The organism is Endozoicomonas gorgoniicola (genome assembly GCF_025562715.2).
Classification (GTDB): domain Bacteria; phylum Pseudomonadota; class Gammaproteobacteria; order Pseudomonadales; family Endozoicomonadaceae; genus Endozoicomonas_A; species Endozoicomonas_A gorgoniicola.
This window is the reverse complement of record NZ_JAPFCC010000001.1, coordinates 3,386,332-3,403,547: the sequence shown is the minus strand read 5'-3', so window position 1 is coordinate 3,403,547 and position 17,216 is coordinate 3,386,332. Positions and strand designations below refer to the sequence as shown.

Here is a 17,216-nt window from a genome sequence, read left to right as displayed (position 1 = left end):
AAGGCTTGAAAATCGGTATTCTGTCTCCAAGTAGATTAAGGGATTAATTGATACATTAAGAGGACTTATGTCGATTTCAACAATTTCAAACAATATTACAAGAACACAAAAAGAAATTGCTGACATTCAGCACAGAATTAGCTTGGAATCCAAAAAAAAGTCTGACTGTGACAATCGTATAGGTCAGATCACAAGAAGCATTACAAAAAACACAAGTGCCGGCATGCTTAAGAGTAAACAGGCAGAAATGAATAGAAAGCAGGCTGAAATTGTTAAAACTGAAGTAAGAAAAACAGATTTGTATAAAAAACTAGCAGATAAGGAAGGTAAGCTTTTAAAGCTGAAACAGGATCTTTCAAAAGAAGAAGATAAGGAACGAAAGAAACAGGCTCAAGCCGAAGAGAAGGAGAGAAAAAGGATTGCTGATTTGGAGAAGCGAACTCAGAGAGAGCAGGTTGCTTATCAAAAGAAGCTTCAGGCTGAGATCAAAAATACAGCAAATTTATCGGCGTCACTTGAGAATTTGCCAAGTCATGATTCGTATTTATCATCAACAGTTGAATACGATTTGTTCATTTCGCATGCATCCGAGGATAAAGAAGATTTTGTGAGGCCATTAGCTGAGACCTTGGAAAATATGGGGCTTAAAGTCTGGTATGATGAATTTACGCTAAAAGTAGGAGACAGCTTACGAAAAAGGATCGATCATGGCCTTATGAAATCTAAATTTGGTGCAGTGATTTTATCTTCAGCGTTTTGCTCAAAGAGCTGGACCCAATACGAGCTGGACTCTATGGTGGCAAGGGAGATGAACGGTTACAAAATGATTCTACCAATTTGGCACAAGGTCACAAAAAATGACATTATGAATTTTAGTCCAGCTCTTGCTGATAAAGTAGCATTGAACACGTCTATTAAAAGCATAGAAGAAATAGCATCAGAGTTAGCAGAAGTAATTCTTGGGGTCGAAACCGAGGCATAACGAATAAGAGTTAATGACATTGATTCGAGGAAAATGCCTTTGCCATTTGTGTCTCTCACCCTGTGTTGTTGAAAGCAAGTTATAAGTCAAAATACTTACAGCCCCTTGTTTATGGCTGCTTTTTTTCGGGCTTTTCGAGCTTAAGTTAGTGTCATTACTTTATGAAAGGTGCGCGGACCTTACAGAGTAAATGTTTCCTGCCTATTGCTCCGATAGAGCGTGATCTTTTTATACTTCATACCCAGCACTGGGCTAATACGGTTAATCCCATATACCAGTGCTGCTCCCGGTGATTTTATGACTGAATAGTCTACCTTCAGTTTGAAGTCTGGTAGTGGACACTGCCAAGGCTTGCCTTCTGGGGAAATTAGGGCTTCACCAGCATAAATAGCTATGGAACGAGCCCAGGCTCGATACTCAGAGCTTCCAGCCAGCCATGCCAGCTGCCTTGCTGTTGCCGCATTGACTCTCAGAGAATACAGGTTGTCCAGCTCAGCAAAGAGCTGATCTTCCTTTTTCAGAACCTGTCGAAGGATGAATGACTGTGAAATTGGCTCAAGGATAATTTCGGTAAAGGCTGGATCAGGGCAGAGGGTTTTCAAAATCAGGTCTGGCAGTGAAATATATTTGTTTCTTGCAGGGATACAGAGTTGGTTTCGATAGTGGCCATGCAGCTGTGACAGGTCGGGTTGCAGCAGTTTGTCAGGTATTGTTTGTAGCTGGTTTTTTGCTTTGCTGACATTCAATGAGTAACTTGTCTGGTACGATGTGGCGTTAATCGGATAACCATTATTGAAGGTGCAGCCGAGCCTGAAGTAGGGCATTAAAGATAGTGGTTGGAGTTCTTCTATCAGCTGTTTTGTTTCATCGCAAAACAGACACCATATGTGAGGGGTTTTATTTACGCTGACAAGATTGCCATAGGCGACAAGAGTAATCTTTGAGGTAGCTGAGTCAAGAGGAACCTGAATTCTGACTGGAGCGATTTTTGAGCGGCTGATACGGCGTTTCATCAGGGATGTCCATAAGCTGGTTAAGCAAGGCTTCATGCTGATCGGACGGAGTATAGCGAATGCCTGCTTTGCTCAGGATTTTACTTCGTGTCAGAGTCTGGAAATCATGACGTAGCTTAGCGGCAGCCCAGATGAATGTGCGGCTGATGTACTCGTCTTTGTTGCAGGCTTTCTCCAGATAAGCCATGGTCAGAGGGAGCCTCTCAGGAATTTTTGTGAAGATGTTTTTTTGTCCGAGGATTCTGCTGATTTTGAAAGGGGTAAGTTTCTGTGGTTTACCAGGCGTACTATTCAGTTCTGTGACGATGGATTTTACTTCTTCAAGGTAGCTTTGGTCTCGCTTATTCCAGTCAATGCGTGGGGTAGGCTTGCAGGGGGGCTTCTGATCTGGTCTGTGTTGATTCAGCCAGACTCGTTCGTATCGGTAAAGAAACTTGATGGTGCTGTTGATTTTTTCTCTGAGCTCTTTCATGGACGCATCAGGGTGTTTCTTCCGGTATCGAAGAAAAATCTCTTTATGTTTTTTACTGCGAACATCCATAAAGTTCCTTTTCAATCTGGTGGGTCTGGATTGAACAGACCACTTTGGAGAGAGCTTTAACTCAAGGGCTTTTTTCTTTATCACGGGCCTGCTGACTGAAAGAAGCTGCTCTAATTTATGTATGGAATGCCCTTGCTCAACATACAGGATGAACTGGGTATCCCATACAGAGCCATACTGAAGCACATTGTTTTGGTAGATATTTTCCGATTCAATGTTGGCAGAAAACTTAAAGCCGCAGTCACACCCCATGACTCCGAAAACAGGTCCAGACTTATGGTGTTGGTAAGTTTCTTCAAGTTTTGCACTGAGGTCATCAGCTATAGAGCAAAATGGGTTTGGGCACGGATAGCTTGAGGCGGGATAGTTTTTTTGTTCGGCCGTTGGCTTTTTCTGCGGTACAGGTTGGTATTCCTTAAGAAATAATCTGAGAAGAATATGCTGGAGTGGATGTGCCTTAAGCCCTTGTCGTGTTCTGCGGGTTATGAACTTCAACCAGCTGTGTTCGCTATTGGGTGCGGTTCATTTGCTACGACGAAGCCTCCCTATTCACCATCAACTCACCGTAATTTCGTTTCTTAGAGCACGAATGGTGATATGACCAGTATTCATCCCAGTCTCCACTGGAGTTTATTGAGCGAAGCTTCAGAATGGCTTCCGCGCCTTGCAGGCTCCATCGTGCGCCTGTTATATCAAGACGGTCATTTATCAAATGTCGGCAAGCGCCTTCAATCACTCCGCTGGCAATAGGAAAGCCTGAGCGTAGCGCCTTATCGTAGCAAAGCCGGTCTCTGTTTTTTTGCAGATAGCTAGCACATTTATCAATAGCTTCCCGATTCTTCAATTTTCGTTTCGTGGCACTTTGCTTTATGCCCCTGGCTACCCGACCCGACTGCCCATGAAGAATTTTCAGTGCTTGCTGCTCAACCCATTTCTCAATAGATTTATCACCTTTATCATGCAGACAATGAGCGGCTTTCCACAGATATTCCAGCACATGAATGAAGTCCATTATGATGCTGGTTTTGACCTGTTTTCTGCGGGCAACTCTTTCAATCATTTTCAGTTGATGCGGATGCCCATCGACCACGACAACCCATTGTCGTTTTCGTTCCGGGTCACGCTTGAGAGCCTCATCAAAGGCTTCTTCGATGACTGTTTCTCCGTCCCTCTCAACACTGGCCCAAACCCTCTTGTTGCGTATTGGAGGTCGAAATTTGACGACATTGTCCGCTTTCTTTTCAGAGTTCATGATGGACTCTGGTGAGCGTGGGTTTGCCCGCACAGTGTAAACAGTCGCCACCATAGCCATACGCTTCCGGTCTTTCTTTTCTCCCGGACTTAAACGTGTCTGACATTTTTTCTTGCTTTTCTCTGCATTCTTGCGGGTCGCTTCCCTTAACCCATCTGGCAACATGACCAGACCTTTCCCGTCAAAGCTCAGAACCAATAGGTCATCTGTTTGCTCATCTTCTATGGTTCGTTGTTCATAGAATTCGACAAAATCCTGAGCTGTGCCTTCAACCAGCTTTATTGTCTGGTACTTGCCAACTATGCCGGGGCAATTTTCACGATGCCGTTTGACGACATTGTCATAAGAACGATCAATAGCATCCGTGACCACACGCTTGCGTACACCATCAGAATATTGGTCGTTATTAAGGTTGAGCCCGGCATCCAGTGGGAATTCGTTGGAGACATTGCGCTGGCTATAAGCAAACCGTTTGACCGTTACCTTGCCAAACACCGTGGTGAGAACCCGGCTGGTATTTTGACGAATATGGTTACGAGGTATGCCGTCAGCGGGAGTGACAGACACTGCTCTTTCTTCATCTTCAGCCTGTTTATCGAGATAGCCCTGAAACATTAGCCGAAGCAGCTCGTCCCCATTGGTTCGAATGTACTCTTCAGTTGTGCCATGTTCCTGCAGGCAGGCAGATTCGAGGTGGCGGATCATGCTATTAAAGTGATCCTGTGCAGGAGAAAAAAATTGAAAGTCGAGAGTATTGGCGTAAGATGCGTTCACAAAGGGCTGCTTTTCCGGTGTTATTTGTTTGGCGACGTTATATCACCACGAAACAGCCCTTTTTTCTTTGCTCTCAGTCGCCAAAGTGGTTGGTTTTGCTGGGGTAGAGCGTCGTAGCAAATGAACCGCACCCTTCGCTATTCAGGTCAGAAGGTACGCTCAATTCATCAAGCAAAGTGGCGGGCCAGTGATTCAGGAAGGCTTCGGCCAGCTTCCCCTGATCAATCAAGTCTCCTTTGTTAAAACCGGCAGAGAGTATTTGAGTACGATAGCGAGTGAATGTGATTGGCCTACGGAAATGTGAAAGTAGTTTTTTACTTTCTAATGCTATGGCGATTAACTGTGAGCTTGGTTGTATATTTTTCTGGACCAGATTGGGTTTTGCGTAGTCTTTTGCGCTGGCATAGAGCTGAGAGTGGTTGTTTTGCTTGTCAACCATTGAGTTGAGGATGGGAACATTGTGGTCAGGGCAAACCAGCACTCCAGGTAGCTGATGAACTCTGTGCCAATAAGGTTCACCAAATTGTTCCGTATCCTCGATCAGGCAGTCAGGACAATATCGCAGGTATCGAAACTCTGCTACGCTGGATGCCTGCATACCAAGCAGGCCGTGGATGCCGATGTTCAGATTACTCAACATTTTAGATTTGGCACTTGCAATGCGCTGTTTGGAAAATGTCGCTGAGTAGTAGGGCAGTGATGTGTGGTACTTGAGAATGTCTTCCGCATGATATTTGCGCAGTGGCAATAGTTGATTGCAGAAGCTTTCGAGACCGGTGGGCAGGTTGTAGATGGCACAGCCATAGGGGCTGTCATAAATAGACTTGACAGTAACTTTGGCATAGTGGTTAGCGGATCGCTCGTGGTAGCGGGCGATCCAGCTGTAGAAGGTTTCATCTGGGTAGGGATGGGGAAATGTCAGGATCATCCGTGACCTTTTGTTTTCCACTATGTTGGTTTACAGATCTAACTCTGCTTCAAGATTAAATTCTAACCCGTGCTTGCGTAAAATATCAGGCACTGCCTCAGGGTTTTTGTTTGCTTTTTGCTCTTCACAGAAAGCCCGTATTATTTCCAAGTAACTGCTCATATTCCATTGGCAAGAACCGTTTCCTGATAGCCTGATGCCTTCAGGATGAGATGCCCCAGCTGCGGAATCAGATTGGTTCCAGTCAGCCTGTCCCTGAGATAGTTGGCAAAGGACACCCCGTGTTGTTTACAGGTCTTTTTCAAACTGGCAAAGGTGTCGCGGCATTTCCTCCCAAGTTTACTCCGGGTACCACCGCTAACCTTTCGCCGTTTCACATACTCTCTGATCTGCCTCTCGCTCAGGTTGTTGTGCAGTGGCAGCCACGGATACTCAAGAACCAATAACAGCTCTTCCCTGACAACCATCAGTTTGCCCAACTCAGCCTGCAAGGCAGGGTAGTCAACCCGCTGTGTTACCCAACGATCAAACTCCTGGTAGAGCTTCTGTTTCTCCTTGTCCGTTGGTTTTTTCTGGTAGGCCTCAATGTCGTCGTAGAGGCACCAGTACTGATCCTGCACGGTGTCACGGGCGGCTCGTTCCAGGTCATTGGCCGGTATCAGCTTGTCCATGTTTCTTCCCGCATGGTACCAACACAGCGAATGCTGAAAGGCTGTATCAAACTGCCGGGCTCCATCGCTATGGATAATCAGGTTCTCAAGGCGATGATTGAGCATCAATGCGGCCTTTAAAACACCCTCTGTCGCCCAGCGCCTTTGTTGCGGGGCAGCACAACCAATGCTGTTAAGGAAGCTCTCCCACTCTTCTTCTGTTGAGAAACGCTTCTCGCCGCATTCGGATAGCGCAGTGATCCACTTCTTCGACACATCAACCTGATTCTCCATGTAGTCAATGGCAACGTCGTTGAGAAGATAAAGCCGCTGCTGCCCTTGCAGACAGCCCAGGAAATTAATCCTGCTCTTACTGTCGCTGCTATGGAAGTAGGAAAAATAAGGGTTGCCGATAAACAGGCAGTAGCCGTTTTTTCCTTGGTGGCGAGCACCTGTGTCGTCGGCCTGGAGATAATCAGAGCAAGTCAGCCCTGCTTCCAGCAATTCTTCTTTTTCCTGGTGGAAAATATCATGGCCTTTCGTCAGGATGTTGCTCAGGGAACCTTCTGATATTGAGCATCCATGGTCGTGCAGCCAAGATAGCAGTAGTGGCTGTGTCGTACTGCATGAATGATAAAAATCCAGCAGATGGGCTTTCAGGTTGTCGCCAAAACGGTCTTTCACATGATCAGGTAGCGGGGCTGACACCCCGCCTTCCGGAGTTGTGTAATACTCACGCCTGTAGCGAGTAGTGACAAAACGCAAGTCCAGCTCAGTATGGAAAAAGTCGATATAGCACTTGAAGCGCCAGTTCTCACCGGGAGCAGCGATTGAACAGATTTCCTCTCGGTCAACAGTCATTGGTGGTGCAGCGGTTTCACCGGCTTCTTGTGATCGTGGTCGTTTACTTTTCGGCGGACGATCAGTGTCACTTTTCCCGGCAGCCTGATCAGTGTCTTCCGCAGAAGAGCTGTCTTCCTGATCATCGCCCTTGTCCGAGACATTAGGCCTGATTTTAGGCTTGCCCTTGTGCTTCTTCAGGTGGCGAATTTCTGCTCGAAGCTGTTCGTTCTCTTCGACCAGCTGTTCGATCTGAACGCGCTGCCTTTCAATTTGCACAGATTGCTTCTCGACCGTGTCGAGAAGGTTTTTGACGAATGAACGCAACTGTTCATTGTCTGTACTGGAGAATAGTGAGTCAGGCAGGTGCATACGGTGAAATATACGAAAGATCAGGATAACTTTCTTTGACCTGTAGAGGTTGATTTGCCAGTCAATTTTGAGCAGTTACATTTCCAATTCATCTTGTACTTTACCAAGGTCTATATCGGCACGTTCAATGTGAGGGGACAAGCGAATTGGCTTGTCTGGTTTTTCAACCATCTTTTTACAAAGGTCCATTGCCTTGGTGATAAGTTCGAATTCAGTTTCATCATTGTAACCATCCATAACAGCCTTAATGGCTTCATCGGCAATCTTTTCTGAAATGCCATAAGTATCCAGGGTGGTTTTTAATTTTGAGGGGATTTCGACATTTTTTTCATACTGTTCCTGAGCCTCTTCAATATCGACAGATGGCTGGAATTTTTTTGAAGCATCTTTTCGCCTGAATTCTCGAAAATCAACATCTTTCATTTTTTGCAGTGACTCTTTATCACCTCTTATTATGGCATTAAGGTATTTCCTGTTTATCTGGAATGACTGTTTTGCTGTTTTTTTGATGAGAGTCTTGATTTCATTTACTGACTTTGTTTTGGGAGGTGTTGGTTTTTTATTCTGGTCTTTGGCTTTACGTGCATTACGTTTAGCTTTATCTTCCAGTAAATTTATATGTTGTTGGAGTAAGATAAAAAGGTTAATGGTATACAGGGTTATTCCAGCTGTCTCATGAAAAAAAACATCACTTATTGATTCTACTTTGGCTTGTTCAGTTGCAGTGCTAAGGACTTTTTCCTGTTCGTCAAACAGCTCTATGGGTATTGGATGATTACCAATTTGGTATTTTTTAAATAGCAATCGTATCAGTGAGCGATAACCTTTGGGTGCTTTTCCATTTACAGGTTCAAACGGTTCAAAATAAACCTCATTATCTTTTGTTAGTTTGGATTTAAATGAGAAGGATAACTCACTGAAAGCTGAAATAACTTCAAGAGTACCAATGACGATAATAGGTATTCCTATTTCATCGCTGAGTTCAACCAGAAAATCAGCGAGTTGCTGTTTGGATTCGCCGTGTGCTATGAACTGAATTTCATCAATTACCAAAACGCCAAGATGAATGTCTTTGATTACCTGCTTCACACGGTTGATATATATTTTCAAATCAAGTTCTGTTCTATGCCCATAACTTGATTTAAAGCTTTTTTCATAATCAGAACCAATCAGTGCATCAACGGCAGATAAAATATTATTACAGAGGCTTATGGGGCCTCCATTTGAGGGACAAATGATCTTTAGCCATGTAACTTGTATGACAAAATCCATATCAGGTTGAGCGGAATTTTTATAGTTTGATCTGGTTTTTAAGTGGACAATAAACTGATAAAAATAGGATAAACTGAAATTCACAGCAAATGTTTTTCCTTCTGAGCTGATGCCGTATATAACAATGCCTCCTCTGGAGTTCTGATGTTCGCCATCATGAACTTTGTCTGTATAACTTCTTCTTATTGCAGAGGAAATTTTTTGAAAAACCTCAATATTTTTGTTTGTGACCCTGAATAACTTATCTACGGTTGTAGCTCTATCGTGTTTTTCCGGAGAGGTTAACTTTCTGACCTCTTCTGTAAAATAATTTGGAAAATAATTGGCATATTTAATGAATTCATCTTCTGATAGATAAGGAGGTAAAGCCTGAGCAAAAATAGAGTTGCTGTATGGGTTTGCCTTTGTAAAATCAGTGTATTGCGCAATGAGAGCTTTTTGTTTCGATTTCCAAATAATAAATTCAGGTGTTTTGATTTTTCCATCTTTTACCGCTTGGAAAAATACTCTTTGTTTATCTTCTTTTGTTTTATTGCCACCATTGTCGTTACTCATTGTCTTGTTCCATTTCGTCTTCGATATCATCAATAAGGTCAGAGTAATCTATTTCATCATCATAATACTGCTCATCATTAGGTTGCTGCTTATCATCTGTATCCGTTTGATCCATTGAGTGATATGCTTCCTTAATGGCTGCTGCCTCTTCCTTACTCTGTTTTTCTTTTAGCATTTTCTTTCTTTCATTTGCACCGGAAAGAAATGCACTGTTTGACAAGTTAGCAGTTAATTTATCAGTTCTTTTTTTAGCATCTTCCATTCTTTGTTTTCGGCGCTTATTTATTTCATCCCTTATGTTTTCGTATTTTTCATCAGCCTTCTTCTTGGTTTTATTGTATTCCTCTTTAATATCATTGTATTCATACCATGACATGCCTTTAATTGAATTCTTGTCGTTCATATCTAAACCTTCAGGAAGATTGCTCTGTACTTGGAAGTTACAACTATCAAGAAGGTTGCAAATAATAGGATCATCATAACCATCAAGAGGCATGTATATTTGGTCAACTATTTGCTCGTGTTCAAGAATGTTTAGTTTGTTGTTTAAAGCTACTTTTCTGTATTGAGTTGTTTTGGAAGAAGATAGGAATTCTTCAACGTTGTCAATTTGAGGTAAGTAAAATAATCCATTGTACTTTATTCCTTGAAGAGTTTTTGTTGCTACTCCAGGCTTTAGTAAATTCCTCAAAATCTTATCTCTACTGAAAGATTTTACTGAACCTCCTACTTTTGCTATTCCATGATTAAAAAGTTCAACAGGCGTGGTTGACAAACCTTCTTCTAGTATGGATACATTGAGTAGTTTTGGGTTGTCAATTGGTTTGTAATTATGTTCAAAGATTGCGTCAGTTACTTCTATATACATTTCATCAAAAAACCTGATAGCTTTTAATCTAACGTCAGGGTCGCCATATTTCTTTTTTGGGTAGTTGCCATAAGAAGGGTCGTACATTTTATTCCACCTCTGAACTATATCAAAGCGTTTTTCTATAGTACCTTTCCATTTAGGTTGCTTAGCAGGTGTTTGGATGATTTGTACTCCAAATGTTTTTTGAAAGTGTTTAGGTATATTTTTTCGTAATTCAGCCTGATCAATAACAAGCCCTTTAGGCATTCCTTGTATTGTGAACATGTCATTCTTAGTACAGCAAGATGGCTTTTTGTATCCGATTTTATTTAACAACTCAGATTTGTCAGTAGCCATATTCACAAGAGTTCTTAAAGCATTTTCACCAGATGGCCTGCCTAAGCACAAATACCAGGCTATGATGAACCTCGAATAGACGTCGATAATTAAATAGAGTGTCGGCTGGCCAATAAGGTTATATGGATAAAAGTGAGATACGATATAGTAGTCTAAGACAGTCGCATCTAGTTCAAACAAATGTCCCGGAAATAAAGCTTTCTGAGAGCCTGTTTTTGGTGCTCTTTCCAGGTCATAAGTTCGTTTGCTTACACGGTTTTTTTCTCGTTGTTCTGGTGAATAGTTTTTATAGTAATAAACTTCAAACTGTCGCTGAGAAAGGGAGCCTTGCTTTAGTGTTTCAATATCTTGTTCTGAGATGGATAGTGTTTTTTGTTTTGCTGATACTAGTTGCTCTGGATTAGAGAAATAAACTGATCTCTTCATTGCTTCGTATGCTTCTTTAACACCACTTTTATTCTTTATTATCTCTTTTTTTATAAAAAATTCGAAAATTTGATGGTCGACTTTTTTAGGTGCACGGCCTATTAGTCCTAGAGGGTCTTCCTTATATTTTTGTCCCCGTTTCTTTCCCGGGTTTTCGAGGTTAGTGTCGGTTGACCCGCAATTTTTATAATCATCGCTAAGAGCTGAATAGCACTTTCCCCTTTTCCAGTAGAGCTTTAAGTATTTTAAAAAATATTTGAGGCTGCATTTGCAATTTTTTCCATATTCATCTTTATAAGGTATGTATGACAAGGTATATTCTTTTTTATTTTCTTTTGATATTTTTTTCTCTCTTTTTATTAAAGTTGATCTGAATGAACTGTAAAAAATATTTGGTTCATTGTTAATGTGATTCTTTATTTGTAGCCACCTTTTTTCCATTATTTGTTGTTTTTTTGCTTTATTTTTGGCAGTTTTTACTGAATCTTTGTCGTGTATTGTTAGATCTATTGGTGTGTCAAATGGGTCTTTACCTGTATATATAGAATAATGGTTGTTTTCCATTCTTGACATGAATTCTTCATTTGATAATTGAAAGGGAAGGCTGTCATCCGATATGTTAATCAGAAATACTATTTCATTTTCATCATCAAAAAAAAGTATCCGAAAAATTTTTTTATCTTTAATTGAAATGCTCTTCTCTTGATCTTCAGTTTCGATGATCAAACAAGATTCAAAAAGCAGGCTTGTAGATGAACTCATGGTCGTATATATTTTTGAAGAATGGATGAGTTTGTTAATGGGCCGATAGATACTTTTCTTAATTCAATATCAATTTTTCTAGTTCCAATCATGTAATAAAAAACTCTTAAAGATTCACCAGAAGGTATGGCCAGGTCTTGGTCGACACTTTCACAAATTAAATTTATCCTACTGTGCATGGAGCTGATTTTGGAAATTATGGATTCTTCTATTTCAATGAAGTTGGGTATCATTTCGTCAATTAGCCTGTCTTCATCATAAAATGAACCAGCAAACTCAAGGTTTTCGTAAACGTCTTTAGAGAAAGATTTATCTGTAATGATGCAAAAACGAACACCTTTTATTGATCTGCGCACACCCTATGCATGAACTTTTTCTAAGCAAGCATAGGCAGTGTTCTCAGCTCGGAAGAACCCTAAAATCATCTTTTTCTTCCTCTGTATGGATTTCAAACCAGAACTGACCGCTCTGAGAAACTGATCTTTGGTTTTCAACGCCATACGACCTATGCGGCCCGACTTTAATACACTCCAAATGAGTTCTACGGGGTTCAGTTCCGGAGAATACGGAGGCAGTATCTGGATACCCAACAGCCGCTCTTCCTTGCTGAGATATTTCATCACCTTCTTGGCTTTATGTGCCGAGTGTCCATCTGTTACGACCATAACCGGACGATCATGAGAACTGACAATTTGCTTCAGAAACTTGATGAAAACATCGGCGTTGAAGCGACCAGGAATGGTCATGTAGCGCATATGTCCCTCACCACTCACTGCAGAAATCATGTTGATGCCAAACCGGGCTCCTGTCTTTGTGACAGTCGGCGTATAGCCTTTTCGGCTCCAGGTTGTGCCACTGTGATAGTCAGAGCGTATGCTGGCTTCATCAATAAAGTAGATAATTGCTTTCTTTTCTTCAGCCAGTTTGCGAAGGGTCGGATAGCGTATATCCAGATACTCCTGTACTTTTTTTTTTGCTCTGCTGCCAGGCTTTTCGCACCGGCCGCTGAGGAGTTAATCCCATTCTCCTGAGCATCTTACTAACGGCTGCAGGGTGCATGGTTACATCGAATTCTGTTTTTATTACTGAGGCTAGAATATCCCTCGACCAGAGCGTTTTATAAAATCCGTAAGCGGTTGGGTCTTTGGTCAGAATGATTTGGGTCAGGGACTCTCGTTGCTCAGGTGAGAGCTTAGCGTTTTTGCTATGGGCGATGGGTCGAGTTTTTAGGGCTTCCATCCCGCCATCGCGGTACCTTCCAGTCCACCGATAGATGCAGGATTCATCAGTTCCATACTCTTCAGCAAGGCTCTTTACAGTCGCACCATCAAGCCATTTCTGAATAGCTTCCATGCGAATGGCTTCTCTCACTTCGTGGGAAATTTTGCGACCGTCAACCTTGCTCATAAACACCTCAAAAACAGAGGTGTCACAATACAGACTTTGCACCTGCAAAGTATTGGCTCACATCAATAGTAGCCAGTATGTATACTCAATGATCAGCTTTTGAAGGTTTCGAGGGGTTAGCCCGGATATTTCATAAAAAGAGGCAAGTTCCGCCCAATCACTTGATATAATTGGGTCGACCAAAAAAATGCTTCGGAAGAAGCAAACCGGAACTTGCCATGAACAAATTTACACAAGAACAGCTTCGTTTTCACCCCTCCAACGGAAAAACTATCCGGGCAGACTTCAATGGCGGAGAATTATCCTCTGATTTTGGCGCCCTGATGCTACGTGAAACAATGCTTCACAGCGGTATCATATCCAGGCTGACTGACGGCATTGACGATAAACGTCATCAATCCTACATCGACCACACCCTGCAAGAACTCATTGCCCAAAGAGTTTTGCAAATGGCCTGTGGTTATGAAGATGCAAACGACAGCAACCATCTGCGTAAAGACCCAATCTTTAAGCTTGCCAATGGAAGAAACCCACTGGACGATGATAACCATCTGGCTTCCGCTCCAACGTATACAAGGCTTGGTCAGTCCATGACCAAACGGGATATTTATAATATGACCAAAGCACTGGCTGATCACTTCATCAGCAGTTATGAATACCCGCCATTAGCCATCATTATCGACCTGGATCATACGCCTGCTATCACCCATGGCGGCCAGCAGATGAACCTGTTCAACGCCAAATATCAAGACTACTGTTACTTGCCCTTAATGATCTTTGAGGGGCTCAGCGGCAAGCTGATCACTTCGATCCTGCGTCCTGGAAAAACACCCACAGGCCGAGAGAATGCAGCTATTCTCCAGCGCCTCATTAAGCTGATCCGTACAAGATGGCCGAAAACCCATTTACTGGTTCGTGGGGATAGCCACTTTGCCCAACCAGAGTTAATGCAGGTTGTTCAGGATGACCCTCACTCCGACTACGTGCTGGGAAAAGGCGCAGGACACAAGACGGCCTTGCGACCTAAAGCCAAAGAGTTGCTGGATGAAGCGCGGAAAGCTCTCGACGTTAAAACCGGGCTGGCAAAACTGAACAACATGCCAGAGCCTGAGCGACTCAGGCTCTACGGAGAAACGGACTATCAGGCAAAAAGCTGGAAAGGGCTGGACACCCGGATAATCTATAAGGCAGAGGTCAACCAGAAAGGCGACAATCCCCGCTTTATTGTGACTTCGATGATGGAGGCTTCCCCCGAGGAAATATATGAAGACCTTTATTGTCCCAGAGGGCAGGATGAGAACTTCATTAAGCATCTGAAAAGTGATTTGTCCGGTGATCGCTTGTCAGATCAAGGCTTTCTGGCAAATCACCTGAGAATGTTTTACGCCTGCGCTGCTTATGTTCTTCACTATGAGCTGAGAACCAAGGCACTGAAAGGTACGGAGCTGGAAAAGGCACAGCCATCAACCGTGATCACAAAACTTTGTAAGGTCGCGGTTAAAGTGGTTGAGTATAAAGACCGAATCAAACTTCACTTGCCCCGCAGCTGTCCAATAAAAGGGCTTTTGCAGCATATAACCGAAGTCTTTTATTCAATGCCGCTGCCTCGACCGGGATAGTCAGCTTCATAAACTCAATCAGAATAAAATAGCGACCAACAGAAAGAGTGTTGGGGAATTCTGTTGTCCTGAAAAAGCAGGTGCTGATCAAAAAACATCCGAATTAATGGTGAGTTCGGGTTGTAATACCTTTTTCATGGACAGTAGAGCAACAGACCTCCGAAAAAATCAGAATGGGATGTTTTTTCCGGAACTTGTTGCTCATTTATGAAATATTCGGGTTAGATCTTTTGATGGCTTTATGTACACAGCTAACTGCTTTTTATTACCCTCATTATCAAAGTAATCAACAAGTAAGTCAGTTGTCATCCAGTGAGCCATAGGCTCTTTGGTGTTGTAGTCGGTTACTGATGGGTGTTTGATCTTAAGTTTTTCTGCGATGGAAAGGGTAACTTCTCTGTCAAGCGGGAACTGTTCACGAATATCCAATACATTTTTGGAAAGATCAAAAAATTTGAACACCTTGTATTCAAGGTCGGACATTAAATGAACAAGTCTACCAAGGGCTTTTATACTAGGAACGATTCGCTTGCGATTGCCTTTGCTAGACCGAACTTCATTAATGTTTAAGCCTCGTATATAGTTTGGCCCTGTGCCTGTTCCACGTAGCTTTTTTTCTTTCCAGAGCTTATACAGTTTCTCAGATACGGAATAAGGAGAGTTCTTTATATTCTTTGATGGCATATAAAAATCACTGTCTGGTAATTACTACCAGACAGTATAGGTTAAAAAACAACCTTGATTGCCAATTTAAATGTCTGAATTGCCAATAAATTGTGGTAATTGCCAACTCATTGTGTTGATTGCCAACTTAATTGTGTATCTGTCAAGTGAACTTCATCAGGCATAATTAGTTTGAGCAAACTCCCAGTTTACCAGCGCCCAGAAAGCTTTCAGATAATCCGGACGGACATTACGGTAGTCAATGTAATAGGCGTGTTCCCAGAGATCACAGGTTAACAGAGGCTTCTGGTCTGTGGTCAGGGGGTTGGCGGCGTTACTGGTGTTTATGATTTCAACAGAACCATCAGCATTTTTTACCAGCCAGGTCCAGGAAGAGCCAAAGTTGTTAACGGCCATATCAGTGAATTTGGCAACAAACTCATCAAAGGAACCAAAAGCCTTGTTTATGGCTTCAGCCAGCTCACCGGCTGGTTGACCACCACCATCAGGGCTCATGCAGTTCCAGTAAAAGGTGTGATTCCAGACTTGTGCTGCATTATTGAAGATACCGCCTTCTGATGTCTTGATGATGTCTTCGAGGGTCTTGCTTTCCAGTTCGGTACCTTCAATCAGGCCATTGAGTTTCACAACGTAGGTGTTGTGATGCTTGCCATAGTGATAGTCCAGAGTCTCCTCGGAGATATGTGGAACCAGAGCATCACGAGCGTATGGCAGTGCAGGCAATTCAAAAGCCATGTTAATCTCTCCACGTGGTTTTGTATAAATAAGAATCAATTTTCGATCTAGTGTTTCGCAGAAGCGATGTTACCATCAGTATTCATACGAATCCATATAGGTAAATGGTTGTTTTTATATGAAAAGCACTTCATTTAACAATATTGAAAACAGTGTTTATTTTGAGCTGTGTCTCTTGGGACTGAAGAACCTTTCTTCTAAAATGGCGAGATTGATTCTGGATGGATAACCCATGAGAGATGATGACAAGAAAATAAAGGCTGTTCCTGAATTATCCATTTCGGCCGATGAGCGCCCGGAGCGCCGTCAGTCAAAAGGGACTGCCAGAAAGCCCACCGTGGCGGATACACCAAAGTCACAAGCGCCAAAGGTGGCAAAGAAACCAGGTAATGGTATGACCTGGTTTTTGCTGGTACTGGTAGCCGCTTTGGGAGGCGCTGGCGGCTGGCAGTTTTATGAGATGCAGCAGGTGCTTGAGGACACCCGTTCTCAGTTGCAAAATGCCAAGGATAACCTGAGTCAGGTGACGGGAGAGGTGTCAGCAACAGGAAAAACCCTGAACCAGAGCGACTCTTCTATTCGCTCTGAGTTGAAGGAAGTGAATTCCGAGATCCGCAAGCTCTGGGATGTGTCCAACAAGCGTAACCGGCATTGGATTCTGATCAATAAGGATAATGTGGTGAAAGCCACCAAAAAGGCAGATAACGCAGCGTCTGAGGCAGGCAAGGCTAACAAAGCCATTGCTGGTCTGAGTAAGGAACTAAAGGATGCCAGGCAGAGCCTGAAGGCTATGAGTTCTGAACAGGTGGCTGCACAATCTGAAGTCACGGCCAATCTTCAGGCAATGCGCAGCCAGCTGGAAGCGTTGCAGTCGCAACTGGCACAGCAGAAAAAGCAGAATGCTGAGCTGGAACAGCGTATCAGGGATCAGTCTGATGCCGTGAAATCAATGGACAACTTCCGTCAGCAGGTTAATCGTAAGATTCATCAGCTGGAAGAGACGGTTCGTGAATTTACGCAGCCACCTGAACAGGGTTTGGGGTTGGAATAGTTTGATATTGAATAGTTTAATATTGGAGTAGCTGTTGATTCTGGCGGGTTTCTGACGTTTCTCTACAGAACTTTCGTCCATGAATTTTGGGCAGTTCTGGGTGAAAGGTCTATCTAAGATTAAAATACGATAAAAGGATAGATGTA

At 42.8% G+C, this 17,216-nt stretch carries 14 protein-coding genes and 1 pseudogene; 3 read left to right on the top strand and 12 right to left on the bottom strand.

The features are described 5' to 3' along the window. Positions 1-67 precede the first annotated feature (67 nt). The gene (locus NX722_RS15670; RefSeq protein ID WP_262563769.1) at positions 68-982 is read left to right on the top strand and encodes a toll/interleukin-1 receptor domain-containing protein; all 915 of its coding nucleotides are present in this window, start codon (positions 68-70) and stop codon (positions 980-982) included. 179 nt (positions 983-1,161) lie between these two features. On the opposite strand, the gene NX722_RS15665 is transcribed toward NX722_RS15670, so the two are convergent. From NX722_RS15665 to NX722_RS15620, 10 genes and pseudogenes are all read right to left on the bottom strand, one after another. Next, positions 1,162-1,995: a hypothetical protein gene (locus NX722_RS15665; protein WP_262563768.1), complete on the bottom strand. Its 834-nt coding sequence runs from the start codon at positions 1,993-1,995 to the stop codon at positions 1,162-1,164. Continuing rightward, positions 1,937-3,034, bottom strand: a pseudogene (locus NX722_RS15660) (TnsD family Tn7-like transposition protein); the annotation flags it as partial. The pseudogene NX722_RS15660 and the gene NX722_RS15665, both read right to left, overlap by 59 nt. Positions 3,035-3,065: 31 nt before the next feature. Further along, positions 3,066-4,562: an ISKra4 family transposase gene (locus tag NX722_RS15655; RefSeq protein ID WP_262563767.1), complete on the bottom strand. Its 1,497-nt coding sequence runs from the start codon at positions 4,560-4,562 to the stop codon at positions 3,066-3,068. 73 nt (positions 4,563-4,635) lie between these two features. Continuing rightward, a complete protein-coding gene (locus NX722_RS15650; RefSeq protein WP_262563766.1) occupies positions 4,636-5,490 on the bottom strand; it encodes a TniQ family protein in 855 nt (284 codons plus the stop codon). 158 nt (positions 5,491-5,648) lie between these two features. Beyond that, positions 5,649-7,352, bottom strand: a complete 1,704-nt coding sequence (locus tag NX722_RS15645; protein ID WP_262563696.1) for an IS66 family transposase — start codon at positions 7,350-7,352, stop codon at positions 5,649-5,651. Positions 7,353-7,427: 75 nt separating this feature from the next. Beyond that, positions 7,428-9,179, bottom strand: coding sequence for an ATP-binding protein (locus tag NX722_RS15640; protein ID WP_262563765.1), 1,752 nt, complete (start codon positions 9,177-9,179; stop codon positions 7,428-7,430). Continuing rightward, complete coding sequence (locus NX722_RS15635) at positions 9,172-11,574, bottom strand: hypothetical protein (RefSeq protein ID WP_262563764.1); 2,403 nt, start codon at positions 11,572-11,574, stop codon at positions 9,172-9,174. Before NX722_RS15635 ends, NX722_RS15640 begins: the two co-directional genes overlap by 8 nt. Further along, positions 11,571-11,930, bottom strand: a complete 360-nt coding sequence (locus NX722_RS15630) for a TnsA endonuclease C-terminal domain-containing protein (protein WP_262563763.1) — start codon at positions 11,928-11,930, stop codon at positions 11,571-11,573. The genes NX722_RS15635 and NX722_RS15630 overlap by 4 nt, the downstream gene beginning before the upstream one ends. Positions 11,931-11,933: 3 nt before the next feature. Further along, positions 11,934-12,497, bottom strand: a complete 564-nt coding sequence (locus NX722_RS15625; RefSeq protein WP_262568630.1) for an IS630 family transposase — start codon at positions 12,495-12,497, stop codon at positions 11,934-11,936. Next, complete coding sequence (locus NX722_RS15620) at positions 12,490-12,981, bottom strand: helix-turn-helix domain-containing protein (RefSeq protein WP_262563702.1); 492 nt, start codon at positions 12,979-12,981, stop codon at positions 12,490-12,492. Before NX722_RS15620 ends, NX722_RS15625 begins: the two co-directional genes overlap by 8 nt. 218 nt (positions 12,982-13,199) lie before the next feature. Here NX722_RS15620 and NX722_RS15615 point away from each other — a divergent pair, with 218 nt between their 5' ends. Continuing rightward, positions 13,200-14,600 (top strand): IS1380 family transposase, encoded by a 1,401-nt coding sequence (locus NX722_RS15615; protein ID WP_262563762.1) that lies wholly within the window; start codon positions 13,200-13,202, stop codon positions 14,598-14,600. A 201-nt stretch (positions 14,601-14,801) separates the two neighbouring features. Here the strand turns inward: NX722_RS15615 and NX722_RS15610 are convergent, their stop codons facing one another. Further along, positions 14,802-15,284 carry a TnsA endonuclease N-terminal domain-containing protein gene (locus NX722_RS15610; protein ID WP_262563761.1) on the bottom strand — a complete coding sequence of 161 codons (483 nt, stop codon included), beginning with the start codon at positions 15,282-15,284 and terminating at the stop codon, positions 14,802-14,804. Between the two features lie 156 nt (positions 15,285-15,440). After that, complete coding sequence (sodB, locus tag NX722_RS15605; protein ID WP_262563760.1) at positions 15,441-16,019, bottom strand: superoxide dismutase [Fe]; 579 nt, start codon at positions 16,017-16,019, stop codon at positions 15,441-15,443. A 232-nt stretch (positions 16,020-16,251) separates the two neighbouring features. Between sodB and NX722_RS15600 the strand changes: the two genes are divergently transcribed. After that, a complete protein-coding gene (locus NX722_RS15600) occupies positions 16,252-17,070 on the top strand; it encodes a hypothetical protein (RefSeq protein WP_262563759.1) in 819 nt (272 codons plus the stop codon). Positions 17,071-17,216 lie beyond the last annotated feature (146 nt).